This window comes from Flavobacterium melibiosi, from assembly GCF_048158545.1.
GTDB lineage: Bacteria > Bacteroidota > Bacteroidia > Flavobacteriales > Flavobacteriaceae > Flavobacterium > Flavobacterium melibiosi.
The window spans coordinates 23885-49671 of sequence record NZ_JBLNKU010000014.1 but is presented as its reverse complement, the minus strand read 5'-3'; the positions used below and the strand labels follow the sequence as shown (position 1 = coordinate 49671).

At 34.4% G+C, this 25787-nt stretch carries 29 protein-coding genes and 1 riboswitch; of the genes, 4 read left to right on the top strand and 25 right to left on the bottom strand.

Annotated elements, in window-relative coordinates; genetic code table 11:
* Position 1 precedes the first annotated feature (1 nt).
* The 6 genes from ACM55F_RS15455 to ACM55F_RS15430 form a co-directional block, all read right to left on the bottom strand.
* Positions 2 to 619: a cysteine hydrolase family protein gene (locus tag ACM55F_RS15455; RefSeq protein ID WP_416854725.1), complete on the bottom strand. Its 618-nt coding sequence runs from the start codon at positions 617 to 619 to the stop codon at positions 2 to 4.
* 247 nt (positions 620 to 866) lie between these two features.
* Entirely contained in the window at positions 867 to 1637 is a 771-nt protein-coding gene (locus ACM55F_RS15450; protein ID WP_416854724.1) for an alpha/beta hydrolase, read from the bottom strand.
* Between the two features lie 8 nt (positions 1638 to 1645).
* Positions 1646 to 2185: a hydrolase gene (locus ACM55F_RS15445; RefSeq protein WP_416854723.1), complete on the bottom strand. Its 540-nt coding sequence runs from the start codon at positions 2183 to 2185 to the stop codon at positions 1646 to 1648.
* A gap of 51 nt (positions 2186 to 2236) precedes the next feature.
* Positions 2237 to 3211, bottom strand: coding sequence for an alpha/beta hydrolase (locus ACM55F_RS15440; RefSeq protein WP_416854722.1), 975 nt, complete (start codon positions 3209 to 3211; stop codon positions 2237 to 2239).
* Positions 3212 to 3367: 156 nt separating this feature from the next.
* Positions 3368 to 3565, bottom strand: a complete 198-nt coding sequence (locus ACM55F_RS15435; protein WP_416854721.1) for a hypothetical protein — start codon at positions 3563 to 3565, stop codon at positions 3368 to 3370.
* 69 nt (positions 3566 to 3634) lie between these two features.
* Positions 3635 to 4168, bottom strand: a complete 534-nt coding sequence (locus tag ACM55F_RS15430; protein ID WP_416854720.1) for an HD domain-containing protein — start codon at positions 4166 to 4168, stop codon at positions 3635 to 3637.
* A gap of 196 nt (positions 4169 to 4364) precedes the next feature.
* Between ACM55F_RS15430 and ACM55F_RS15425 the strand changes: the two genes are divergently transcribed.
* A complete protein-coding gene (locus ACM55F_RS15425; RefSeq protein WP_416854719.1) occupies positions 4365 to 6473 on the top strand; it encodes a sigma-54-dependent Fis family transcriptional regulator in 2109 nt (702 codons plus the stop codon).
* Between the two features lie 10 nt (positions 6474 to 6483).
* Here the strand turns inward: ACM55F_RS15425 and ACM55F_RS15420 are convergent, their stop codons facing one another.
* The 12 genes from ACM55F_RS15420 to ACM55F_RS15365 form a co-directional block, all read right to left on the bottom strand.
* Positions 6484 to 7002 carry a DUF6438 domain-containing protein gene (locus tag ACM55F_RS15420; protein ID WP_416854718.1) on the bottom strand — a complete coding sequence of 173 codons (519 nt, stop codon included), beginning with the start codon at positions 7000 to 7002 and terminating at the stop codon, positions 6484 to 6486.
* An 11-nt stretch (positions 7003 to 7013) separates the two neighbouring features.
* Positions 7014 to 8264 (bottom strand): beta-ketoacyl-ACP synthase II, encoded by a 1251-nt coding sequence (gene fabF, locus ACM55F_RS15415; RefSeq protein WP_416854717.1) that lies wholly within the window; start codon positions 8262 to 8264, stop codon positions 7014 to 7016.
* Between the two features lie 8 nt (positions 8265 to 8272).
* Entirely contained in the window at positions 8273 to 8482 is a 210-nt protein-coding gene (locus ACM55F_RS15410) for a DUF2798 domain-containing protein (RefSeq protein WP_416854716.1), read from the bottom strand.
* 8 nt (positions 8483 to 8490) lie between these two features.
* Positions 8491 to 8922 (bottom strand): PaaI family thioesterase, encoded by a 432-nt coding sequence (locus ACM55F_RS15405; protein ID WP_416854715.1) that lies wholly within the window; start codon positions 8920 to 8922, stop codon positions 8491 to 8493.
* Between the two features lie 15 nt (positions 8923 to 8937).
* The gene (locus ACM55F_RS15400; protein ID WP_416854714.1) at positions 8938 to 9672 is read right to left on the bottom strand and encodes an SDR family oxidoreductase; all 735 of its coding nucleotides are present in this window, start codon (positions 9670 to 9672) and stop codon (positions 8938 to 8940) included.
* 26 nt (positions 9673 to 9698) lie between these two features.
* The gene (gene lpdA / locus ACM55F_RS15395) at positions 9699 to 11105 is read right to left on the bottom strand and encodes a dihydrolipoyl dehydrogenase (protein ID WP_416854713.1); all 1407 of its coding nucleotides are present in this window, start codon (positions 11103 to 11105) and stop codon (positions 9699 to 9701) included.
* 3 nt (positions 11106 to 11108) lie between these two features.
* Positions 11109 to 12281: an acetyl-CoA C-acyltransferase gene (locus ACM55F_RS15390; RefSeq protein WP_416854712.1), complete on the bottom strand. Its 1173-nt coding sequence runs from the start codon at positions 12279 to 12281 to the stop codon at positions 11109 to 11111.
* A 44-nt stretch (positions 12282 to 12325) separates the two neighbouring features.
* Positions 12326 to 12910, bottom strand: a complete 585-nt coding sequence (locus ACM55F_RS15385; protein ID WP_416854711.1) for a TetR/AcrR family transcriptional regulator — start codon at positions 12908 to 12910, stop codon at positions 12326 to 12328.
* A gap of 138 nt (positions 12911 to 13048) precedes the next feature.
* Positions 13049 to 13546, bottom strand: a complete 498-nt coding sequence (locus ACM55F_RS15380; protein WP_416854710.1) for a hypothetical protein — start codon at positions 13544 to 13546, stop codon at positions 13049 to 13051.
* 640 nt (positions 13547 to 14186) lie between these two features.
* Complete coding sequence (locus ACM55F_RS15375) at positions 14187 to 14885, bottom strand: alpha/beta hydrolase (protein WP_416854709.1); 699 nt, start codon at positions 14883 to 14885, stop codon at positions 14187 to 14189.
* Between the two features lie 99 nt (positions 14886 to 14984).
* Complete coding sequence (locus ACM55F_RS15370; RefSeq protein WP_416854708.1) at positions 14985 to 15785, bottom strand: alpha/beta hydrolase; 801 nt, start codon at positions 15783 to 15785, stop codon at positions 14985 to 14987.
* A gap of 63 nt (positions 15786 to 15848) precedes the next feature.
* Positions 15849 to 16268 carry an OsmC family protein gene (locus tag ACM55F_RS15365; protein ID WP_416854707.1) on the bottom strand — a complete coding sequence of 140 codons (420 nt, stop codon included), beginning with the start codon at positions 16266 to 16268 and terminating at the stop codon, positions 15849 to 15851.
* A 132-nt stretch (positions 16269 to 16400) separates the two neighbouring features.
* On the opposite strand from ACM55F_RS15365, the gene ACM55F_RS15360 reads away from it, so the two are divergent.
* Positions 16401 to 17369 (top strand): hydrogen peroxide-inducible genes activator, encoded by a 969-nt coding sequence (locus tag ACM55F_RS15360; protein WP_416854705.1) that lies wholly within the window; start codon positions 16401 to 16403, stop codon positions 17367 to 17369.
* 283 nt (positions 17370 to 17652) lie between these two features.
* Here the strand turns inward: ACM55F_RS15360 and ACM55F_RS15355 are convergent, their stop codons facing one another.
* Both ACM55F_RS15355 and ACM55F_RS15350 read right to left on the bottom strand, forming a co-directional pair.
* Entirely contained in the window at positions 17653 to 19065 is a 1413-nt protein-coding gene (locus ACM55F_RS15355) for an ATP-binding protein (protein WP_416854704.1), read from the bottom strand.
* 142 nt (positions 19066 to 19207) lie between these two features.
* The gene (locus tag ACM55F_RS15350; RefSeq protein WP_416854703.1) at positions 19208 to 20461 is read right to left on the bottom strand and encodes a site-specific integrase; all 1254 of its coding nucleotides are present in this window, start codon (positions 20459 to 20461) and stop codon (positions 19208 to 19210) included.
* 283 nt (positions 20462 to 20744) lie between these two features.
* Between ACM55F_RS15350 and ACM55F_RS15345 the strand changes: the two genes are divergently transcribed.
* Positions 20745 to 21116, top strand: coding sequence for a hypothetical protein (locus ACM55F_RS15345; RefSeq protein WP_416854702.1), 372 nt, complete (start codon positions 20745 to 20747; stop codon positions 21114 to 21116).
* Positions 21117 to 21264: 148 nt separating this feature from the next.
* Here ACM55F_RS15345 and ACM55F_RS15340 read toward each other — a convergent pair whose 3' ends face one another.
* Entirely contained in the window at positions 21265 to 21432 is a 168-nt protein-coding gene (locus ACM55F_RS15340; protein ID WP_416854701.1) for a hypothetical protein, read from the bottom strand.
* Positions 21433 to 21792: 360 nt separating this feature from the next.
* Between ACM55F_RS15340 and ACM55F_RS15335 the strand changes: the two genes are divergently transcribed.
* The gene (locus tag ACM55F_RS15335; protein WP_416854700.1) at positions 21793 to 22056 is read left to right on the top strand and encodes a hypothetical protein; all 264 of its coding nucleotides are present in this window, start codon (positions 21793 to 21795) and stop codon (positions 22054 to 22056) included.
* 198 nt (positions 22057 to 22254) lie between these two features.
* On the opposite strand, the gene ACM55F_RS15330 is transcribed toward ACM55F_RS15335, so the two are convergent.
* The 4 genes from ACM55F_RS15330 to ACM55F_RS15315 all read right to left on the bottom strand — a co-directional run bounded on the left by ACM55F_RS15330 (position 22255) and on the right by ACM55F_RS15315 (position 25664).
* Positions 22255 to 22728, bottom strand: a complete 474-nt coding sequence (locus ACM55F_RS15330; RefSeq protein ID WP_416854699.1) for an MFS transporter — start codon at positions 22726 to 22728, stop codon at positions 22255 to 22257.
* 89 nt (positions 22729 to 22817) lie between these two features.
* Positions 22818 to 23435 carry an MFS transporter gene (locus ACM55F_RS15325; protein WP_416854698.1) on the bottom strand — a complete coding sequence of 206 codons (618 nt, stop codon included), beginning with the start codon at positions 23433 to 23435 and terminating at the stop codon, positions 22818 to 22820.
* Positions 23422 to 24000 carry a phosphatase PAP2 family protein gene (locus ACM55F_RS15320; RefSeq protein ID WP_416854697.1) on the bottom strand — a complete coding sequence of 193 codons (579 nt, stop codon included), beginning with the start codon at positions 23998 to 24000 and terminating at the stop codon, positions 23422 to 23424. Before ACM55F_RS15320 ends, ACM55F_RS15325 begins: the two co-directional genes overlap by 14 nt.
* Before the next feature lie 347 nt (positions 24001 to 24347).
* Positions 24348 to 25664, bottom strand: coding sequence for a voltage-gated chloride channel family protein (locus ACM55F_RS15315; RefSeq protein ID WP_416854696.1), 1317 nt, complete (start codon positions 25662 to 25664; stop codon positions 24348 to 24350).
* 30 nt (positions 25665 to 25694) lie between these two features.
* A riboswitch (Fluoride riboswitch) is annotated at positions 25695 to 25761 on the bottom strand.
* Between the last annotated feature and the right edge of the window lie 26 nt (positions 25762 to 25787).

Below are 25787 nucleotides of genomic sequence, written 5' to 3'. Positions count from 1 at the left end.
GTTATTCGTTTAACTTTTTAATAAATTCTTCGGTTGATAAAAGAACATGTCCGTAATTTGGAAAGTTGGTTTCCACGGTAGCTTTTATCTCTTCCCAATTAAAAGCACCGATTCCGTCTTTAATCAAGGTTACATGATAACCTAATTCAACACCAAAACGCGCTGTAGAATCAATACAAGTATTGGCTTTCATTCCGGCTAAAACAATATGATCGATGTTGTGTTGTCTTAAAAGGAAATCCAAATCTGTATTGGCAAATCCGCTTCCGGTCCAATGGTTTTGAGCAATCAGATCCCCTTCTTGAGCAATGAGTTCCGGATGAAATTCGGCACCCCATGTTCCTTTTTCAAACAACATTGTTTTTTGACTTCCTAAATGCGAAGGTGACATAAACTTCCAGTTTAAGTAATCGCCTTTTTTGGTATGGTGATGAGGTGCATAGATAATTTGTATTTGTTTCTCTCTGGCGGCAGTAAGTAAACTTTTAATGTTCGTTACCATGCCTGTTCCTTCAACGGTTTCTTTGGTGAAAGAATAGAGTTTTCCTCCTTCCGACAAAAAATCATTGAAAGGATCTACAAGTACAAGTGCCGTTTTTTGTGGATTATAAAAGCTCATGATTTTTAAAAATTTAAATAGTTAATAATTGTTTTTGTGTAGGCTTTAAAATCGGGGGCAGTCAGGTTTAATTAAAGTTTAAAATGGTGAAGGGATGTAAGGGGTTCGTAAATTAGTCTCGTAAAAGCAATTGTATGTCATTTGTTTATATAATTCATCAATCATCAGTTTATCCTTGAAAAATACTGTTTATAATTGTGACATCTAATTAGCAAGAGTTCTGTATCAATTTTCATTTAGCCAAGTTTTATAAAGTTTCATACCAATTTAAAATATAGTCTGCAACTTCTTCCCAACCGGGTTGTCCACAAATGAAATGACTTTTTCCGTTAAATATTTTAATATCAACTCGACTATTAGTGTCTTTATATTTTTTGGCTATTGTTTTTGTAAGATCAGGAGGGAAAATATTATCGCTGGCACCGCCAACAAATAGAATAGGAGCGTGAGGTTTCTTGAAATCTATATTTGAATAAGAATTCAAAACTAATTCACGACTGACTTTATAACTTTCAGGGACAGCAAATTTTTCGAATGCATTTCTTTTTTCTGGTTCAGATAATGTATTGAAAAAAGCATAATCGTACCACTTGCGGCCTCCCATGAAATATTTATCAAAAGAGAAAAAGCCAAATGCCGGCAATACCGTTTTAAGTGTTTGGAACGGCGGAAAAACATTTTTTGGTGGTGCGCCATCAATACTTACTCCAGCTGCAGCCTTTTCCAATTCTATCAGTTTTAACACTGCCATACCAGCCATTGAATGACCTATTATTAGTGGTTTTTCGGGTAAAGTACGTAGTAATTTATCGATATTGTTTACAACATCTATAAACCCGGTTTTAACCAAATCAGGATGAACATTTGTTCTGAGTTCGCTTGGATTTCCGCCATGCCCCGGGTTTGCGGGAGTATAAACCGTATAGCCTTTTTGTTCATAGTACTGTTTCCATTCTGCCCAACTGTTGTTGTTTACAAAATTTCCGTGAATGAGTACAATTGTTTTTGATTTTGTCATGATCATTTTTATTTGATTAAGTATAGAATTTCTTTGAAGGTTTCTCTTTTCGAATTTTTAACTAGTTCATAAAGACACATTTCAATATTGGTTAAACTTGCGCCCTTATTTTGTAATTTTTTCAAAGCCAAATGAATGCTGTCTTTAGATCGGGAAGAAACACCATCAGCTACAATCTCTACTTCAAAATTGTTTGATAATAATCCTAGAGCAGTTTGATAAACACAAATGTGAGCTTCAATTCCACAGATTAACCATTGCGTTCTATTAGATTTAATAATTGTTTGTTTAAAGTTTTCATTTTCAAAAGCATTGAAAGAATATTTTTCCAATGGCTTTTGATTTTCCAGTAACTTTTCTAATTCTGGTATTGTACGTCCAAGTCCTTGCGGATTTTGCTCCACCCAAATTATAGGTAATGACAGTATTTGGCATCCACGAATAAGTTTCTCGAGATTAGGTATTAATTTTTCACTTTCATTTACAATTCGAGACAGTTTGCCTTGAACATCAACTAGAATCAATCCTGTGTTTTCCTGTAACAGCATGATTTTTAATTATTTGGTAAATTAGATTTTATTTAAATATTTGATTTTTAATTACTTCAAATATTTTTTAAGTTCAGCCGCAGCCTGTAAAAACAAAGCTTTGGTCTGCGGAATTTCAGCAAGGCCATTTAATAATCCAAAATCATGAATCACATCATTGTAGCGAACTGTTGTTACAACTACGCCGGCATCACTTAATTTACGCCCGTAAGCTTCGCCTTCATCTCTTAAAATATCATTTTCAGCTACTTGAATTAAAGTTGGAGGCAGCCCTTTTAATTGTGACAAACTAGCTTGCAATGGTGATGCATAAATTTCTTTTCTTTTGGATGGGGCAACATATTGATCCCACATCCACTGCATTAAAGTATCGGTTAAGAAACGTTGTTTACCATATTTTTTATAAGATTCAGTTTCAAAATTAGCATCTGTAACCGGCCAGAAAAGAATTTGCACTTTATACAATGGGGTTCCTTTCTCTTTTGCCATCAAAGCACTTGCAGTAGCTAAATTTCCACCGGCACTGTTTCCTACAATTCCCAGTTTACTTCCGTCAACATTTATTTCATTTCCGTGTGCGGCAATCCATTTCGCGGCGGCGTAAACTTCATTTACAGGTTGCGGATATTTAGTTTCGGGAGCCAGAGAATAATTAATAAAAACGCCCACATAACCGGTAAGAACACTCAAGTCACGAACCATACGTTTGTGTGTGGGATAATCGCCCAAAACCCAGCCGCCACCATGAATGAACATAAAAACAGGAAGTTTTCCTTTGGCACCAGCCGGACGTACAATATTTAGTTTGATTTTGTAACCGTCAGCAGTAATTTCTTTTTCAGATTCATCAATTCCGGATAAATCAACTTTAAATGCATTTTGCGCACCAACTAATACATTTCGTGCGTCTGCCACCGGAAGCGATTCAAGCGGCGCTCCTCCAGAATTTAAGGGTTTTAAGAATTCTTTTACAGCAGGAGTTAAATGCGAATCTGTTGCGTAATCAATTTGTGCGTAAGTTTTCATAGTAATATTTGTTAAAATTAAAAACGAGACTAATATTATTTTTGATATATAAGAATTTTTCATGACGTGTTGATTTAAGTTTATAGTATTTGATATAATACGGTAACGAAAGATTTCTACTTGAGATAATATACACTTTGGCTTTAGCTAAAAAATTCAGGAAATCGGATGTAAGCGAAACCGCAACATTATTTGATAATTCACAGTATCCAGTAATTTTGGGATGTTTTTTACCATGCTGGTTTTTTCTACTGTTTCTTTGGTTAAAGAATAAAGTTTCCCTGCTTCAGACAGCATGTCATCGAAAGTATCTACAAGTGCAAGTGCCGTTTTTTGTGGATTATAAATGCTCATGATTTTAAGATTTTTAATTTGTAAATCAGTTTTATGTAGGTTTTTAAAGATCGGGGCAGTTTCTATTTGTTATAATTTGAAAATAGGGAACGGGTGTAAAGGGTTTGTAATTAAGTTTTTAAAAAATAATTTTATAAGAAACAGATGGAATCCTTTATTTGGGAATACATTTCTAATTGTCCTTATGTCTTCTTTTGTGTACTCTTTTGATAGTAAACCAAAAGTAAGATCTGTTAAATCGGCTTTTCTAAAAATTTCAGCCAAGTTCGATGATTTTACTCTGCTTAGTTTATGATGATTGTCTATTATGAACTCTATTTCTTCTGTTACTGAATTATTGAAGTGTTGTTTTCTACAATAAGCTTTAGCCAATTCTGCTGAAGGTTTTAAATAATCCAAGGTTTTATTTGTCCAAATTCCAATGTCATGAAAAGCAGCTGCAGTAGCTATTTTCTCGGTATCTTCTTCTGAATTGACAAACGGTAAAGAAAAATTATAAACCCGGTAAACATGATTTCTGTAAGACACATAATTTTTGCCCAGTTCTAACTGAAATGAGTGTAGTATTGTATCAATAGTATTATTTGTAACAATCAAATTCATAGAACTGTATCAATGTCTTTACTCTATTATGTAGGCTAATAATGTGCCAAATCATTTTTTTAGTGTTTATAAGGTTTTTGGACGTTTTAAGTATTTAAAAATTACGATATATCATAATTTTTTAAAAAAACTTACGAAATATGGGCAAAAAATGGTAAGTTTGATAAGTTGTAAATCAGTGTAATATTCTCTTTATATGATGAAAAGTGAAAACCTATATGATGATTCTGAAATTAATTTATTCCTTTCCATAAGTCAGGCGACAGTTTCAATTAGAAACAAAAAAGATTTGGTTGATTTTATTCAGGAAAAATTAAAAAAAGTGTTTGACTTTTCAGATTTGGCCATAACAAAGTTTAATCTGGAAAAAGGAATTTATAAGGTGTTTTTGGAACATTGTGATAAATCAAATCAACATCCTGATTTTAATGATATTGCTTTTTGTGAATATCCAATAAATGATGGACTTCATAATACAATTATGGATTCCGAAACAACAGTGGTTTTATCGGTTAGGGAATTAATTCAAAACGGGATGAGGCATTTTGTTTTTTTGCAGGATGCCGGAATTCGCGAAGTAGCCGGAATTCGGTTATTGCACAAAGGCGAAGTGTTTGGAACGATGGTTTTGCTTTCGGAAAAAGAAGGTAGTTTTTCCGAATCTCACAGAAGGTTAATTAAGAATATCTCAAGCCATGTTTCATCGGCTGTTTCCAATGTCATTGCAAACGAAGAAATTGAAAAAAAAGAACGTGAGCAATCTATTTTGCTTTCCTTGAGTAACCAAATGGCAATGGTTAAAAATAAAGACGAATTATTTGAAGTAATCGATAACCGACTCAAAGAACTGTTTTCTCTGAAAAGTTTTGGAATTATCCTTATGAACGAAGACAGAAAAACCCATAGGGCTTTTTTATTAGGAGTATCTGATGAAATACAAAACAGTACTGATTTTAAAAATATTGTTCATAAAGATTATGATATCAATGATGGAATTTTTAATAAAGTATTAGCTTCCGATTCTGCAGTAATTTTTGATATTGAAAATCTCCAAGAACCACTTCCTCTATATGCTCAGTTTTGGAAAAAAAAGAAATTTCAAAAAATTATTGGGATTGCACTTCGGGTAGCAGACAATGACCTTGGGTGTTTGTTTGTTCAACCCAAGGAGGATTTTGAAATTAATCCAGTATTAAATTTGTTTAAAGGGGTCAGTTCTCAGGTGGTTATAGCCTTATCTAATATTATTTCAAATGAAAAAAACGCAAGTCAGTTAAAAGAGATACTGAGCTATAAAGAGCACTTGGAAAACGAAAAATCCTATTTGTTGGAAGAAGTAGCTACCGGACATAAATATAGTGATATTATTGGCTCCGGGGTGGAAATGCAGAAAGTCTTCCATCTTTTAACTCAAGTGGCATTTACAAACAGTACCGTTTTGATTTTAGGAGAAACCGGAACTGGAAAAGAGTTAATAGCCAGAGCTATTCATACTTCTTCGCCAAGAAAAAATAATTTAATGGTGAAAGTTAATTGTGCTGCCTTGCCAGCTGATTTAATCGAAAGCGAGTTGTTTGGACACGAAAAAGGGAGCTTTACGGGGGCTGTAGAAAGAAGAATTGGAAAATTTGAACTTGCTCATAAAGGAACACTTTTTTTAGATGAAATTGGTGAGATGCCTCAGAAATTGCAGATGAAACTTTTGAGAGTCATACAGGAAAGGGAAATAGAAAGGGTAGGAGGCAAAGAAACCATAAAAGTGGATGTGAGAATTATAGCAGCAACCAACAGAAACCTTGTTAAAGAGGTCGAGGAAGGTAAATTCAGAAGTGATTTGTATTACCGGTTAAACGTTTTTCCAATACAGCTGCCACCGTTAAAGAATCGTAGAGAAGACATTCCTGTTTTAGTTTCGCATTTTATTTCTAAATTTTCAAAATCCATTGGAAAGGACGTTAAGAGCATTTCTAAACTGGCGATGGCTGAACTTAAATTTTACCAATGGCCAGGTAATGTCAGGGAACTTGAACACGTTATAGAGCGAAGTATTTTAATGGCTAATGAATGTGTAATAAAAAATGTTTTTCTGCCTAATAACGAAAACTTTGAAGGCCATGAACAAAGTGGTATTGGGATTAAAACAATAGATGAAAATGAAAAGCAACATATTATAAATATCCTTAAAAGCTGTAATGGTAAAGTTTTCGGATCTAATGGCGCTGCTAAAATTTTAGGAATTCCACATACAACACTTTACTCCAAAATTAAAAAGTTAGGAATTACAAAAAGTGAAATTTTTAAATAAATAGTGTTTTTTATTTATTCACTGCTTCTAGACTAAATGCATCATTTGATTTTTGATAATCATTTGATTTGGAAACTTCATACAGAATTTCAATCAGCCTGTTAGCTTTATCACGTGGAAACATAGATTGTAACAACTTTCTTTTACCATTGTAGTATACTATAATCGTGATTAAAGGCCTGTCACAGCAAGTAGAACCGTCAAATTCAAGGGACTCCAGACCAATAGTATTCAATTCAGCTGCTAACTGGTTAAACATAGTGTCGTTTACGGTTCCAATCCTATAGTTAGGAATTCTGTTTTCAGGTTCGTTTAACTTCAGTTTACTGTTTCGGAATGATTTTTCAGTAATTAACTTAACTTTTTTATCGTTTTTAACTTCCAAATGATAAATTGGGCAATCTCCAAAGCAGGCTGAAGTATGAAAGATTATTTTTTCAAATTCGGGATCGGTTGTTGCAGTAGGTTTTGTAGCACAACTCCAAAAGAAACTGGTTATAATAATTAGGGATATGGTTTTTTTAAACATCGGTTATGTTTTTAGTTAATGAATTTTTTAAATATGGTTGTAACCGTATGCCCTCCGAAGCCAAAAGTGTTGTTCATTACGTAATTTACTTCTTTTTTAAGAGATTTTTCTAAGACAATCTGTATGCTTTCCGATATGGCCTCATCTAGTGTTTTAGTATTAATAGTGGCTGGAATAGTATTATTGTTTATCGAAAGAATACTAATGATGCTTTCTACTGCTCCTGCTGCCCCCAAGAGATGTCCTGTGATTGATTTTGTTGCTGTTACATTAATCGGTTGGTTTTCAAATAGTCGTTTAATAGCGGTTATTTCACTTAAATCTCCAATATTTGTAGAAGTAGCATGAGCGTTTATATAGTCTATTTCGTCGGTTTTTATTTGGGCTTCTTCTAAGGCTTTTTTCATACCGAGATAGGCACCGTGACCATCAGGTGAAGTTCCAGTCAAATGATAAGCATCTGAAGCCATTCCGCTGCCAACAATTTCAGCATAGATTTTTGCCCCTCTTTTTTGAGCGCTTTCTAAGTCTTCTAAAATTAGGGCTCCGCCTCCTTCACCAACCACAAATCCGTCACGGTTTTTATCAAATGGACGGGAAGCAGTTTTGAAGTTTTCATTGTTTTTGGAAAGCGCATGAGCCGCATTAAACCCACCAACAGATGCCATTGTAATAGCAGCTTCCGAACCTCCCGCAATCATGATTTTTGCTTTTCCCAGTCGGATGGTGTCAAACGCATTTGCTATGGCAGTATTTGAAGAAGCACATGCCGATACCGTTGCATAGTTAGGCCCATACAATTTATGTCTGATGGAGATTACCCCTGCCGCTATATCTGCAATCATTTTTGGAATCAGGTACGGATTGAAATGCGGTGTACCATCTCCCAGATGAAATTCATTGAGTTGCTCTTCAAAAGTTGCAATCCCACCATTTCCAGATGCCCAGATAACACCAATATCTGCTTTTTCATCATCAGTCATGGTATCGAAGTGCAGTTTAGCATCTTTTATAGCCTGATCGCTGGCAGCAATGGCATATTGAGTAAAGAGATCATATTTTTTAATTTCCCTTCTGTCTATATACTCTTCAGGATTAAAATCTTTAACCTCACAGGCAAATTGTGTTTTGAATTTATTAGCGTCAAATTTGGTAATTTCATTTGCTCCACTTTTACCGGATACAATATTTTTCCAAAAATCGTTAATGTTATTGCCTATTGGAGAAATAACCCCCATTCCTGTAATAACTACTCTTTTCATAATTTTTTTTATTTAATGATTTGATCCACCAGTTTTTCAACTCTTGGTGCCATTATCAATATGGCCGGAACAGCCATTATATAAGCCAAAGCCCAAGATTTGAGCCATATTGCCATAAACTTGTCTCCAAACCCAACGTTGATGGAAATCAGGAGAAATGAAATGATAAAAGTGGTTATCATTGCCATTATCATCGAAAATGCAATTTTCTTTTTCATAAATTTATTTATAAATCCTGTTTTAATAGATTGGTATATCCCTTTGCTAAAAGTTTTGTTCTGTCATTGTTCCAAATTTCACAGGAAGCATTGGTTATTTGTTTTCCTTTTTTGGTAATGAATGTTTCAGCAATTATGATATCGCTTTCTTTTGCTGTTCCAAAAAAATCTATCGCTAAATTCACAGTAATGTAAAAATTGGGTTCCCCATAAGTAATTAAAGAAGCCCCAATCACATCATCCATTATAGCCGCTGTTACTCCGCCGTGTAACATACCAAAAGGGTTGGTCATTTCCTTACGGACTTTGTACTGAAAAATTAATTTGCCTTTTTCAGCTAAAAGAACTGTGGGCTGCAACCAATCCATAAAAGGAGAAGGCGAGTTTGTAATCACTTTGTCTTTGTGATTAATGAGAAAATTTAAAGGCTCCGGATTCATTTTAGTTAGTTTGGATTAATTGTTCATTACATTAAAAGCTTCTTTCGGGGAGGAAAGCGATAACTGATATATCGCTGCTGTATCACCCACATGAACTTCAAACTTGTTTTCTGTTAGCGCATGGAACAAATCTTGGGCTACCACACTTGGGTGGATTCCTTTTTCACCACCAATTTCTTTCGAAAATTCGGTATTAACCAATGGAGGCATTACTTCAAAAATTTTCACTGATGAATCTTTTAAAAAATGTCTTAAGGATTGTGTATAAGAATGTAAAGCTGCTTTACTCGCAGAATAAGTTGAAAGCATATGACTAGGAACTAAAGCAGCTACAGAAGACACATTTACTACAGCCGCTTCCCTTTTTGTTGAAAGAACCGGAAGTAATTTTTCAGTTATTCGTATTGTAGAAAGATAGTTTGTTGTGATTTCATCCAAGGCTTTATCGTGAGCGTTTCCTTCCTTTTCAGTAAGATCATGCACAATGGCGCGGCCGGCATTATTAATAAGTACGTTAAGATTTGGGAATTGTGTTTCGATGTTTTCAGCTAACGAATTAATATCCTTCTCTTTGGTAATATCACAAACGATGTAGTGTGTGTTTTCTAATTGGGAAGCAGCTTCTTTTAATCGGTTTTCATTACGTCCGGTTATAATTACCGTATTATTTTTTGAAAATAATTTTGCCATTTCAAAGCCTATTCCGGAACCTCCTCCGGTAATTAATATTGTATTATCTGTTGTTTTCATTTTATTGTGTTTTTATTATTATGTATTTAAATATTCAAAGCACCTTGGCCGGAAGCCAAAAGGTAAGCCTCTTTTAATGCTTCTGAGTAGGTAGGGTGCGCATAAGAAATTCGGAACATGTCTTCATCGGTAACTTCATATTCCATACCGATAACACCTTGAGCAATTAAATCAGCAGCTCTCGGGCCAATAATATGAATGCCGAGTATTTCACCATATTTTGGTTCGGAGATTACTTTTACAAAACCTTCGCTTTCCATTGCAGCTCTTGCTCTACCACTTGCCGAGAAAGGAAATTTTCCGGTACGATAGGGCTTGTTTTCACGTTTTAATTCGTCTTCAGTATAACCCACTGATGCGACTTCCGGCCAAGTGTAAACTACGGAAGGAATTAAGTTATAGTTCATATGTGGTTTTTGTCCATTAATGGTTTCAACGGCAAAAACACCTTCTTCTTCTGCTTTATGGGCAAGCATTGGTCCTGAAATTACATCACCAATAGCATAGATGTTTTCTTCGCTTGTTTGCAGTTTTTTGTTGGTGATTATTCTTCCTTTTTCATCCAGTTTAATAGCTGTGTTTTCTAAGCCTAGTCCTTCAGTATAAGGTTTTCTTCCCACCGCAACCAAACAGTAGTCTGTTGTGATTTCTAACGTAGTATTGTTTTTATCGGTAAATTTAACAGTCGTATTTTCTCCATTATTAAGAACCGATTGAACGTTATGACTTAATAAAATGTCAATACCTTTTTTGGTTAGAATTTTTTTTAACTCTTTACCCAACTCTTTATCCATAGTGGGAATTAAGCTATCGGCATATTCAATAATAGTTACCTTGGTGCCGATTCGTGCATAAATTGACGCCATTTCAACACCAATAACGCCTCCACCTATGATAGTCATATTTTTAGGTTGCTCCTGTAAGGAAAGCGCTTCTGTTGATGTAATGATTCGCTTTTTATCAATGCTTATATTTGGTAAAGAAGCAGGTTTTGAACCCGTAGCAACAATAAAATAGGTGGCTGTAATTTTTTGGTCTTCTGTCCCGTTTTTGCGAACTGTTATTTCTTTATTGTTTACAAAAGAGGCAGTACCTTCTATTACCTGAATTTTATTTTTATTCATCAGATAATTTATACCTGCTGTGTTTTGTTCTACTACCTTAGTTTTACGATTGATGAATTCAGCGAAATTGAGTTTAAGGTTATCGGATTCAATACCATGGCTTTTAAATTTTGTTTTGGCATCATAAAAATGCTCCGAACTGTCAAGAAGTGCCTTGGTTGGAATACATCCAACATTGGTACAAGTTCCGCCAAGAGCATTGTACTTTTCAACCAGAGCGGTTTTATAACCCAATTGAGCAGCTCTTATGGCGGCTACATAACCACCGGGTCCAGAACCAATAACTACAATATCAAAATTTGTTTCCATAATTTATAATTTTTCAATTACTACTGTGGAAGCTCCACCGCCTCCGTTACATATTGCAGCAACACCGTATTTTCCGTTTTCCTGATGCAATACGGAAAGTAGCGTTGCAATTATTCTTGAACCTGATGAACCAATAGGATGTCCCATGGCAACGCCGCCACCATATACATTAATTTTTTCGAAAGGAATTCCTAGAATTTTCTGATTGGCTAGAATGACGGACGAGTACGCTTCGTTAATCTCAAAAAAGTCAATTTCATCAAGTGTTAAATTCGCCTGCAGTAAAGCTTTTGGAATTGCTAATGATGGGGAAGTGGTAAACCATTCCGGTGCTTGTGCTGCATCAGCATAACCAATTATTTTGGCTAGTGGTTTCAGTTGGTATTTTTCAACAATTTCATCTGAAACCAATAGAACGGCACTGGCACCATCATTTAAATTGTTGGCATTGGCGGCTGTTATTGTTCCATTTTCTTCAAAAGTAGGAGCAAGCTTGCTTATTTTTTCAGGGATGATTTTATAAATGTCTTCATCTTCATTAAAAATAACTGTACCAGCTTTGGTTTTAATGGCAACGGGAATGATTTCATTTAAGAACTTACCGGATTTTGTTGCTTCTGTTGCTTTTCTGTAGGATTCCAATGCATAGTCGTCCTGTTCTTCTCGTGAAATATCATATTTTCTTACACAGATTTCAGCTGCGTTTCCCATATGGAAACCATTGTAAGCATCGGTTAAGCCGTCCTTTAAGAGTCCGTCTATTAAAGTGGTATGACCCATTTTATTTCCTTTTCTTTGTTCGGTATAATGAGGGACATTGCTCATACTTTCCATTCCTCCGGCAACAACAACATTGTCAATACCTAATTGGATTTGTTGAGCGCCAAGCATCACCGCTTTCATTCCCGAGGCACAAACTTTATTTACCGTAGTGCTGTCTGTTTTCTCTGGTATTCCTGCGAATAGTGCAGCTTGTCGAGCTGGGGACTGTCCAAGATTTGCAGACAGTACATTGCCCATATAAACAGAATCTATTTCTTCTTTGTTTATGGGTGAGTTTTCCATGATATTTTCAATGACAAGCTTTCCAAGCTCTGTTGCGCTTAGTCCTGAAAGGCTGCCTAAAAATCCTCCTATTGGAGTTCTTTTTGCTACTATTATATTTACGTTTCTCATAAAATTATTTTATACCGATTGGTATATTAATAATGAAAAAAAAATTAAAAATCTTCAATTATTGTTTTTAGACTATTCATTAATGATTTTAAGTAATTTGTTTTTCCGGTTACTTTTGTAATCATAATGGCGCCTTCAATCAGTGAAATAATGATTAGTGCCTTGTCTTCTGCATTTGTGGTACTTTTAAATTCACCTTTTTCTTTACCTCTATTTATTAAGTAAACAAAACTGTCAAACCATTTCACAAGCGCTTTTTTGGCAACATTTTTTAATTCGTTGTGTGTGTCATCTGCCTCAATTGCTGTATTCATAATAGGGCAACCTCCAACAGGAAATTTGTCACTTAAAAAATTTAAATACAGTTCTGGAAAGCATAACAGTTTTTCCCTATAGGTTTTTCTCTTACTAATCTCACCGTTTAGCATAATTAACAAACGGTCGAAGTTATATTCAAAAACTGCAATAGCCACTTCATCTTTGTTTTTAAAATTGCCATATATGCTTCCTTTTGTCAAACTGGTAGCCTGTGTTATATCACTTAATGAAGTTCCCGCATACCCCTTAGTATTGAATATAGGGGCAGTCTTTTCAATTATATACTGGCGTGTGCGTTCGGATTTATTCATATTTAATTATTACAATACAAAATTATACCATTTGGTATAATTTATTTCTAATAAAATGTTAATTTTTAAAATATCGCTAAAATCAAATTTATTCGAAGGATTGTTTTTAGAATAGTATTAATTAGGATTTGTTGTATTTTATTGTATTTTATTGTATTGTGGGTCTTCTATTAGCCAATCTTTTATTTCGAGTGGATTATTAAATCGTTTTGTTTTTTCAAGCTTCTCGGATTGTAGCAATCTTGTTAGGTAAACGACTTTTGCTGCTGCTGTAATTGCTTCTTCTATTGAAAATTTTGAAATGGTGAAATTGGTAAAATTCCGTATACCGAGTTGTAAATGATTGAATTCTTCGGATTTTGTATCACGTTCTGCTAATGTATAACGGGCCAGTTGCGTGTCTTCTAACACTTGTTCCGGGCTCATTTGCAATTTTCTGAAACCAATTTCTTCCGCTACTACCTTGTTGAAACTGGCTTTTACAATTTCTAGGTTTTGCATGTTATCAAATAGAAATGCAATATCATATAATTGTTTTATAATTTCTACTGGTCGATTTTTGCTGTATAGTATTCCTGTTGTTTTGGGTGCAAATGCCGTTAATTTGTTTCCCAAAATGGCATCGAATGTTGGCATTATTATAAACGTGTCTTTACCTGACGTTGCTAGCGATTGTGTTTTATTGGAAGTTCCATAACTTTTGGGTAGGGATTAGGTGTATAGAGTATATCGAGAAGAATTGATTCTATATTTCCGTCAACATTACTTTTATAATACATTTTGAAATGCCCTATTGGAGCATCTGGTGTATGCTTTCTATCATTGTCGTCTTTCCAATGTGTGAATATATGCAGTTGGCTTATTTTTTCGAGAATAACTATTATTTCCTCTTCTGAATGTTCGGTTATGATGTCAATTCGATTGAAACACTTAAAAATCTAGTTCGTGCTGAATTGGGTTTTGCCATTCTTCCAGAATTATCCATAATCAACGAAACAAATACAGGGTATTTAAACCATTTAAGGAACCTAAACCCGTAAGGGAAATCAGCATGGTGGTTGCGAATACCTTTTCAAAAAAGTTACTATTGGAAAAAATGAATGAAGCGATCTGGAATTGCCTGCTGGAATCTCTTCAGCAAAATTTTGCCTACCGTAAGATAAGGTGGAATGATTCACCATACTTTATTAAAGCCACGGGCAAATTATAAAGCCAGGCTTGCATACAAATAAAAAACCCCGGCATCTGCTGGGGTTTCACATGAATATACAAGAAATTAATTATAAGCTTCCTGATCGTTCGCGGCGGCAATAATAACATCAGCAACAGCTACTGGCTGTGACATGAATACACAATGACTGCCTTTCACTTCTGTAGCTTTGGTGTTTGAACGGGTATACATTGCTTCTTGAATTTCCGGAGCGATACTTTTATCTTCAGTAGCGATTACTGCATAAGCAGGTTTGTTTTTCCACGCTGCATCAGTGATTGGAGTTGTAAAGCCTTTAGCGTAGAATGCTCCTTGTGAAGCAAACATAAATTCGGCTTCTTCCTTGCTAATATCTGCACAGAATCCTGCATGATATTTGGCTTCATCATAATAAACAATGCCACTCTCGTCAGGAGGCAAAACTCCATTTTCAGGTGCTGGAGGGGCAGTCATCAGCCAATCTAAAGCTGACTGGCCATTATCAGGCTGAAATGCTGCTACATAAACTAAAGCTGCTACATTTGGATGATTACCAGCTTCGGTAATGACCGCTCCACCCCAGGAATGTCCTACAAGGATGGTTGGACCATCTTGTCTGTCTAATACGACTTTCGTTGCAGCCACATCGTCCTCTAATGACGTAAGCGGATTTTGCACGATAGTTACGCGGTACCCCTTTTTGCTAAGCACTTCATAAAGTGGTCTCCAGCCGGAACCATCTGCAAATGCACCATGTACCAATACTACATTTTTTACTGTTTTCATTTTTTTATTTTTTATTAGTTATTGATTGTATTATCTATTTCTTTTGGATAATCAGGCAGTAACTCCGGTTTTGGTCCGGAGTTTATAACTGCCAACTTATTATTTTTTAGCTATCTCTTTGGAAGCAGTTATGATTACGTTAGCAACTGCATCAGGTTGCGACATAAAAACTACATGACTTCCTTTTACTTCAGTAACTTTAGTGTTTGAACGTTTATACATTGCACGTTGAATTGAAGGATCGATACTTTTATCCTGTGTCGCAATGATAGCATAAGCAGGTTTATCTCTCCAGGCGGCTTTAGTGATCGGTGTTACAAATCCTTTGGCATAAAAGGCGCCTTGTGAGGCATACATGAAATCAGCTTCTTCTTTGCTGATGTCAGCACAGAATCCTGCATGATACTTAGCTTGGTCGTAATAAACGATACCTTTGTCGTTCGGAGGCAGTACGCCGTTTTCAGGCGCCGGTGGAGCAGTCTGCAACCATTGCAAAGCTGATTCGCCATTGTCAGGCTGGAACGCTGCAACATAAACTAATCCGGCAACATTAGGGTGATTACCTGCCTCAGTGATTACTGCACCTCCCCATGAGTGCCCTACTAAGATTGTTGGTCCGTTCTGGTTATCAAGTACAACTTTTGTAGCTGCTACGTCATCCTCAAGAGAAGTCAGCGGGTTTTGAACGATGGTCACTTTGTACCCCTTTTTAGTAAGCACCTCATAAAGGTTTCTCCATCCCGAGCCATCTGCGAATGCACCATGCACGAGTACTACATTTTTAATCTTAGTCGGCGCAGTCTGTGCGCTGGAAGTTGTTATTGCAAATAAGAAGCTGAAGATTAATGTTGCGAACAAGAATAAACGATTCAATTGCCCTTTCAAAGTTGTTGTTTTCATTTTTTCTGATTTTAAATATTAATAGTGATTAAACAAATGATTATTAGACGATTATATTTTTTTTTAGGACATTAAAGTTACGGATAAAGTAATTACTGTGTTCAGCAATTTTGATATCGGGCAGATTTCTTTTGCTTTCTGTGCCGTTTCGTTAAATTGGTCTTTAGAAATTCCGGGAACTTTTCCGGTCAATTCAAGTTGAATCAATGTGATTGTTCCGTCTTCGAAGGTCACTTTGGCTTCCGTGTTTAAATCTTCGGGTGTAAATCCGGCTTCTGATAATAAAAAACTGAGTTGCATTGTGAAACATCCTGAGTGTGCTGCTGCGATTAATTCTTCAGGATTTGTCCCGACGCCTTCAGCAAAACGGGTTTTGAAGGATAATTGTGCTTTGTCTAAAGTGGTGCTTTGTGTACTGATGGTTCCTTTGCCTTCCATTCCTGTACCTTTCCAGTTTGCATTTGCTTTTCTTGTAAATTTCATGATCTTAATTTTTAATGATTATTTATTTTAGATTTTCAAACCGTTGTTCTGATTTGATGGGACAAATTTATGGCGGGTGTTTTTATAAATCAAATTGATAATTTTTTACCTTTATAAAATAAATTTATAATCATGACTATACAACAGTTAAAATATATCGTCGCTTTGGACGAAGAACGCCACTTTGCAAGGGCTGCCGAAGTATGCATGGTAACACAGCCAGGATTAACGATCCAGTTGAAAAATCTCGAAGAAGAAATTGGAATTAAGATATTCGATCGCAATAAAGTGCCTTTGACACCCACTTTGCTTGGAATTGAAATTATAAACCGCGCAAAAAGGATACTCAGGGAAGCAGATGATATCCGGGATTTTGTAATTAACGAAAAGAATACACTCGAAGGTGAAGTTAAAGTAGGAGTTATCAGTACCTTATCGCCTTACTTGATTCCGTTGTTCATTAAAGCCATGAAAAAAGCTACCCCAAAAATGCAGTTTACTATTAAGGAAGCTTACACTGGACAACTCATACAAGGATTAGAGACCGGAGCAATAGACGTAGCAATTATGGCTACGCCAACGGGAAGTCCAAACCTAATTGAGCATCCTGTGTTCAAAGAACCATTTCTGGCTTATCTCAATGATAGCCATCCCATGGCTGATGCATTATTTTATGAAATGCAACCAGGCGATAAAGCAGAACTGTTGTTGTTGCAAAATGAATATTGCTACAACGCACAACTGCTTGATATTTGCGGTATAAAGAACCCAGGCAAAATAAAAGAACAGTTCTTTTATGATATCAATTCAATTGAAACGCTTAAGAATCTTGTACGTGCTGAATTAGGATTTGCTATTCTTCCAGAACTATCCATAATCAACGAAACGCACACAGGATTATTTAAACCATTTAAGGAACCGAAACCAATAAGGGAAATCAGCTTGGTAGTTTCGGATACCTTTTCAAAAAAATTACTATTGGAAAAAATGAATGAAGCGATCTGGAACTGTTTGCCTGAATCGCTGCAACAAAACTTTGCTTATCGAAAAATAAGATGGAATGATTCACCTTATTACATTAAGACTGTAAGTAAATTGTAAAATAAGACCAGTATTACTGAAAGGGGTATAAAAAAGACTGACGTTGATTAACTACGTCAGTCTGATTGCTGTCTGTTCTATTAAAAGACTTCCTTAATTTGTTCAGTCCACTGTTGTTTTTCTACCCACTTTTGGGTTTATATAATGTAAAATTCAATTTCCTCCTTTGGTACCCTCGCGTTCTAATAATCCTTCTTTTTTAAGAATATCTAAATTTTTATCTAGATTAGTATGTATTGCTTTGAGTATTGTGATGTGATTTTCGGATAAAAGATTCACCTACTTATTCACCCACTTTTGGGTTTATATAATGTAAAATCCAATTCCCTCCTTTGGTACCCTCGCGTTCTAATAATCCTTCTTTTTTAAGAATATCTAAATTTTTATCTAGTGCAGTAGGGCTTAGACCAGCTATTTGCTCTAATTCTGATTTCTTAATATCTAGATTACTATGTATTGCTTTGAGTATTGTGATGCGATTTTCGGATAAAAGATTCACCCACTTATTCACCCACTTGTCAAAATCGAAAGGTCTTCTGAATGTTACTGTGAACATTCCATCTATATTGAATTCGGGAGGTGTTAATCCCTCTTCTTTCATCAAGTCACGCATCCTGCTAATTCCAGAACCTATTTGTTCTACCATTCGCATTCTTTCAAATAAACCAAAAATTAGAGGATTACGGCTTAAGCTTCTTTTTCCAAATTCATTTCGTGGAATGGCACTAACTAATCCACCAGGATTACTGATTTCTACACGATCGTCAAATAATTCGATTGTAATTCGGCCACCTTTATCATAGTAATCTCGATGTGCTAAGGAGTTTATAATTGCTTCTTTGAAAGCGGTTTCCGGGATTTCCCATAATTCTTTTCTTGGTTTGGAACCTTCTCCTTCAATGTCATAGCGGACATCTAGTTTCGAATGCAGCCATTGCATACTTTTTAGAAATTGTAGGTATAGTGTACCGGTCATTATTTTATCATCAATAATGTATCTTTTGTCTGTTCCCTCAAATGCTATACAACGGACTACTGCTTTTTCAAAAAAGCGTTCCGGTTCTTTGGCAAAGAATAGCACCCCACCATTTTTAAAATATCCTTCTTTTGTGGTTAACCTCAAGTTTTGAAATACTTGTTCCTCTGAAATTGTATTGTTTAATCCGGCTTCGGTTCTAAAGACCGCGATATTTTCCTTGTCTAGGTCAGTTGTAATGTCTATTTCTTTACAAGGTGCTTCATCAAAATAAATCCTATCCGCTTGTTGGAAAAAGTCTCTCATTTCTTCAACAGTTGTTAGTTTTTGTGAATTAGGGCCTTGTCGAACATAAATTGCTCCCGAAAGAACATACGGTTTATTTAAACCAGATGGTACCTCAATTACCCCAATATCTTTACCGTTAACATCAACCATGTAAAAGTCACATTGCAGTGCTGGAGAGATTTCTCCAATAGAATTTTGTATAGCCGAGCGTTTGGAGTTGTCTAATGTAACTCCCTTTATTGTATTTTTATCATCAACTCCAATTAAAACAATACCACCAGAAGCATTTGCAAAAGCACATACTTCTTCTGTAATGCTTTTTAGATTACTAGGTAAATTGACTTTAAATTCGGCATTAAATCCTTCACCAGAATTTACTATTGCTATTATATCAGTTGGATTGAGCATATTTTTTGAATATATTATTTTCAAACATAAGCATTATTTTAAAAACTTATATTTTTTATTAGTCCTATTTATTTTTGATTTTTATTTAAAACACAACAAGGTGAAATGATAGCCATTTTATCCTTGGAGGTAAACTTTATCGTATTTAGATGTTAGCCTAAGTAATTTAAGATGTAGTACCATTTGACTCCGTTTTCTCTATTTTAAAATTACCCAACTTGGATTTTAATAATCCCATATCCTGACTCACTTTTCTATCTAAAACCTTAGCATAATGTTGTGTGGTGCGCAGATTTTTATGCCCAAGCATTTTGCTCACGCTTTCTATAGGAACGCCATTTGTAAGTGTTACGGTCGTCGCAAAAGTATGTCGGGCAATATGGAAGGTTAATTCTTTTTCGATTTCACAAACGCCCGCTATTTCTTTTAAATAGGCATTCATTTTTTGATTGCTTAAAATAGGAAGTAGTTTGTTTTGATTGCAACTTTCCGGATGTTCCTCATACTTATCAATAATCATTTGTATTATTGGAAGGATTGGAATTTTTGAAGCCGATTCGGTTTTCTGACGATGGGTGAATATCCATTTCTCTCCGTCGATTCCAAGGCTTATATGTAATTTTGTTAGGTTTTTGACATCAATGTATGCTAAACCTGTAAAGAAGCTAAAAAGGAAGATATCCCGCACCAGTGATAATCGTTCTGTTTTGAAATCTTTGTTGATTATATTTTGGATTTCTTCTTCGGATAAATAGACTCTTTCCACTTCTTTGACTTTTGCTTTATAGTTTGCAAATGGATTTCTTTCTATCCAATGGTTGGCTATGCAAATCTTGATTATTTTATTGAAGTTCTTTATGTATTTTACAGCTGTATTATTGGCACAATTACGAACGCTTCTTAAATAGAATTCATAATCTGTAATGAAAGCATGATCTATTTTGTTAATGTCTATATCTGAAATCTTGTATTTCCATTCTAGAAATTCGATAGTATGCTTTAGGGAGGTGGTATAGCGTTCCAATGTTCCTGATGCATATTCTTTGCCTACCAATTCTTTTATTTTATTGTTGTGATCCTTGAAGATTGGGATAAGCATTCTTTGGCTGTCTTGGAGATCAAAAATTTCATTCTTTAGATTTTCAGAAGATATAATGATATCCTTTTTGTATAATTTTTTTTCAGCTTCTAATATTTTTGATTTTAAATATTCAAGATGACTGTTTATTGAACGAGTCTCTTCATTGCTTCCCTTGACTTTAGATCCTTCATTTGACCATTTCTCAGGATTAACAAATTTGTTGCTGCTAAATTCAAATCGTTTTGATTGTATTGTGACACGTACATAAATAGGGCAGATGCCATCATTATTGACTTTTGATCTCTTGATATAAAAGAGAACGGATACGGCTGTGTTCATGGTTGGTGACCTTTTAGTTATTATTAAATTTAAACTTTGTAATACTTCCAAACAAGATGTTCAAATAGTGAAAAGGTATTTGAACAAATGTTAAACTGGTAACTTTTGAGATAGGTGTCACTTAAAAAAATAAAATTTCAGTGACACCTCAAAAGACACCTAAGTTTTGAGATTTAATGAATAATTTGATTTACCGCAAATGAAAAAACCCCTCTAAATCATAAGATTTAGAAGGGTTTGCTTCGTTTAGTATTTCTACTGGCGGAGAAAACAGGACTGCACTATGAGTTTTGTAATTGGTTTAACAATTGTAGCTCTTGATTTTTTTGTCATGGCAGTTGATGCCTTTATAGAAAAAGACAGCAGAGAATTTATGGGTGGACTCCCACGCTGGGAATATATACTTCATCTATTTGTCAATGGATTTCATTTTGCTTCTATTGCAGTTTATCTGTCCATTAAGCTGAATATTAAAAATGATGAAATAGCAGTTTTACCTAATATTAATCAATATCAAAACTATCAGATATTTAATGCCATAATTGCGAACCTTTTGCCTGGAGCTATTATAATTGCACTTCTGCATCTGTTTTTATGCATACCGAAAACAAGGTATGTTTGGGATAACTTAAGAGCCAAAATTCAATGCTGTTAATTTTTTTTAAGTTAACTTAATAGAAGAATAGTGAAATTGACCACTGTAATTTGATCTTAGAGGGGATGAATATTTTAGAATAAACGGACTGTATGTTTTTTATTCTAAAGTTATATTATAAGTATTTGCATTGCAATGCTTTATACAATTACTGCATTTCTTTCTCATCATTTAATTCTACTTCATCTGGATTTTTAAAGTAGTTTAATTCCTTTTCAATTTTCTTTTCATCTTTCCAGTTTTGCTTTATTAGTATGACAATTAATACAATAGCACCAATAAAGACTACCGATAATATAAACCAGTTGATTTCCATGATATATGTATTTAAGTGTAATATATTCGCTTTAGATTCATCGGTGGTATAAAGTTCATCGTTTAGGCGTTTTGGTTTCCATGATAATTTATATCACATAAAGTTAAGCATAAACAATATACTTAAATCATAATATATTGATAGTAAGTAATTTGTATTTAATTATTATAAATTGGAATCAAAATGAATCTATTGGAGTAATAGAAGATCTACTAAATGTAGTAGATAGAAAACGTCCATCTTTCAATGTACAATCTGAAAAAAACAAAATTTAGTTTGGAATAATGTTTCTTGGTGATTTGTAGTATATTTACCTTGGTCTATCTTTTTTTCAAAAGAGCATTTTAAAAATCTTACAATATGCTATCAAAAACAATTGAAACACTAAAATACTCGCTATTGGAATATCGTTTTTATTTCTTCAGTATTGTATTGCTATTGGTACTATTGATTTATAATCACAATAAAACTCTCACATTGGAGAAAGAACTTGTTCGAGTAAACAATGAACTTCATGTTAAACAAGTCATTTTTGAGAGAAGACAAAAGGAATATTATCAAAAAGTGGAACAACAGCAGGCAAAACTTGAACGTATGATAAAAGAAATAAAATCACAAAAATAGAAATATCCTAAAAAGACTCTGTATCTTTCCTATCTTCTTTTCTTTTTCATCTCCCATTGTATTACCTATCCCTCAATTTCTCATAAAAATTCCCTCTCAGAAACTAAATCTTTACTGTTACCGGTTATTTTCTTTCAGTAGTGATACAATGTTCATTATTTTGCAAAATCTACAAAACTAAATCTATGAATTTTCAGTTCATAGAGGTTTAGTTTCCACAAAAAATGAGAAGTAAATACTAATGAAAATTGTTGCTATTCCAGTAATTATAAATGTAGCATTTGCACCAAATTGATACCAAATTAAGCCTGCTAATGAACTCGCTAACATTGTGCAAATACTTTGAAATCCAGAATAGGTTCCGATTGCTGTTGCAGTATCTTTTCTGTCGGAAATATTACTAATCCAAGCTTTGGAAATCCCCTCAGTTGCTGATGCATAAACCCCATAAATAAAGAACAGCATTGCAATAGTATAAATATTAGTACTGAAAGCCATCCCAAAATATACGATTGAAAATAATAAAAGTCCAAATACAAACATTTTCTTTAATCCTATTTTGTCTGCAAAAATTCCTATTGGAAATGCACAAAGCGCATAGACTAGATTGTAAAAAATATAAACTCCAATTACTGCCGTGTCATTTAGCCCTGCCTGTTTTGCTTTTAGCAATAAAAAAATATCGGAACTGTTGAATAATGTAAAAGCCAGTAACCCGATTACTAATTTTCGATATTGTAACGGACTTGTTTTCCAATAATTTAGAAAGGAGAAAAAGGTGTCGGTTTACTTTCTATTTTATGGGCTTTAGTTTTGTCTTTCAAAAAAAAGGAAGCCAATACAGCGAGTAATCCAGGAATAAAAGCTACATAAAAAAGTGTTTTGTAATCCTGTGGATAAAAATATAGATACACTAATGCCAATGCTGGCCCGATAACTGCTCCAAAAGTATCCATTGATCGATGAAAACCAAAAATTTTTCCTTTTGTTTCTGGAGTTGCTTCATCTGATAAGATAGCGTCTCTTGCACCAGTACGGATTCCTTTTCCGAAGCGGTCAATAGCTCGCGCAAAGAAAATCCAAAGTGGAAAAGTAAAAACTGCCATCATTGGTTTTGAAATAGTGCTTAAAGCATAACCGAGTTGAACAAACGGAACGCGTTTTCCGGAATTGTCCGATAATTTCCCGAAGTATCCTTTGCTCAATCCTGCCAAAGCTTCTGCAAAACCTTCCAAAACACCTATTAATACAATAGAAAATCCGATTGTTTTTAAGTAAATGGGCATAATTGGATAAAGCATTTCACTCGCCGTATCAGTAAACAAACTGACTAAAGAAAGTACCCAAACAGTTTTGGTAATATAATTAAATAACTTCATTTTGTTTTTTTATTAAAATTTTGTTCAAAAATAAATGAACTATAATAGCATAAAATATGCCTAAAAACATTGCTACTACAACATCGAGAGGATAATGTACACCATTGTAAATTCGGCTGTAAGCGACAAGGATTGCCCAAAACAATAAAATTGTCTTTAGCCAATTATACTTTGCAGGTAGCAGTAAAATTAAAAAGGTGGCCAAACCAAAAGCATTTGCAGAATGTGAAGAAATAAAACCATAATTCCCTCCAGGTCCAGCCTTACTTAAATATACCAGATTTTGTAAAGCCGGCTCATGAGATGGTCTTAATCTCTTAACTGAATTTTTTATAAGATTTGAGGCAGTCTGATCGCAAAAAGTAATTAATATTCCTATACCAATTAGTATGTAAACACTTTTTTTATGAAATTCTCTAATTATTATAAATACTAAAAACACATAGAATGGCAGCCAAAACCATTTATCGCTCGCCCAATACATAATGGGGTCAAAAAAGGAATTGTGTTTTCCATTTAAAAAGAGAAACAGTTTTGTGTCTATTTGATTTATTTTCTCTAGCATTTTATTATTTTGGAGTTTGGGTTTACTAAAATAATCGTTGTAGATTCTAACAGCTCTTTATTTTGCAGAATAAACACGTTGATATTTTTATCATTGTCAATCAGATCTAAATTTATCGGATTTTTCAAGAAGATTAATTCAGAATTATAAATTTCAATTGTTTCGTAATTCAAATACCCTGATTTAGTAGTAAACAGATTAGATTTTTAATATTAGCTTCGTTCGATTTTTTGAGTAATACGTCAATCAGGGTAATGCCCCAAAGGCTTTTCCAAAAAAGAGTGTTCGTGTACCGTTTTACTATAATTAAAGTCTATTCTTAATATAGTTACGTTATTTTCCATATTTTAATTTTTAGTTTCATTAATTGTTTTTCCAGAATGATTTTCAAATTGAGAATGTTTTACTTCACCAATTACTTGTTTGCCGTAAATACTATTATGTCCAGACAATAAATAAGAAACCACACAAGCTATTGCCACGTAGATGCCACATTCTGCGCCAAAAAGTTCAATTGCCATTAGCATACAAGCCAAAGGGGTATTTGTTGCTCCTGCAAAAACAGCGACAAATCCCATACCTGCCAAAAGTCCTGTTGGTAGTGGAATGAATAAAGACAATGCACTTCCTAAAGTTGCTCCAATAAAAAATAATGGAGTTACCTCACCGCCCTTGAAACCTGCTGAGAGTGTTACAATTGTGAAAGCCATTTTCAAGGCAAAATCATACATAGGCAATTGTTCATCAAATGCCTGAACAATTGTTGGAATTCCCAAACCTATATATCTTGTAGTCCCAATTATTAAAACAGCTGATGCAACAATGATCCCTCCAATAAAAGGACGAAGGGGAGGATAAACGATTTTATATTTAAAAAAAGCAGTAGTTGCGTGGATAATTTTACTAAATGAAGCAGCACATAAGCCAAAAGCTATTCCAGCCAATATACTGTAAAGAATAGGAAGTAATGAAATTTGGGGAATAATATCAATATGATAGTTTGTATGTTTTACTTGCCACAAATTAGTAACTAAATCGGCAAGAATTGCTGAAGCAAATGCGGGAAAGATGGCATTATAACGTATCCGTCCAATTAAGAAAACTTCTAACCCAAAAATTGCTCCTGCCAAAGGAGTTCCAAAAACAGAGCCAAAGCCAGCAGAAATGGCAGCAATAAGCAGTATTTTACGTTCACTTACATTAAGTTTAAAAGGCTTCGTAAATTGGTCTGCAATCGCGCCAGCCATTTGTAACGCCGTTCCCTCTCGACCTGCTGAACCTCCAAAAAAATGAGTTGCCATTGTACCGAGATAAACAAATGGAGCCATTCTGAATGGAATAGTTTCTTTGGGATTGTGTATGCTGTCAATCAATAAATTATTTCCTGCTTCAATATCCTTGCCTAAATAAGTATAAAGCAAACCAATAAGCAAACCGCTAATTGGTAAAAGAGCAATTAGCCATAAATGGCTTTCTCTAAAAGTGGTTACCCAATCTAATGAAACAAGAAAACCTGCTGAAGCAGAACCCACACAAATACCAATTATAGAGCTGATTAAAAACCATTTGATTATATAGGGTATTGCAGGATATTTTTTGAAAAAATAATAAAATTGAGATTGAATTGTTTTGCTGAATGACTTTTTTTGTTTGTTGTAAGACATACTTTTCCTGATTAAATTAGTTAAATAATTTATTAATCAGGTGTCATCAGCTTTTTAGGGCGGTTGGATAAGGAAGAACACCATTTCCTATTGAGCTGTAAAAGTAATGCTTATTTTATTTTC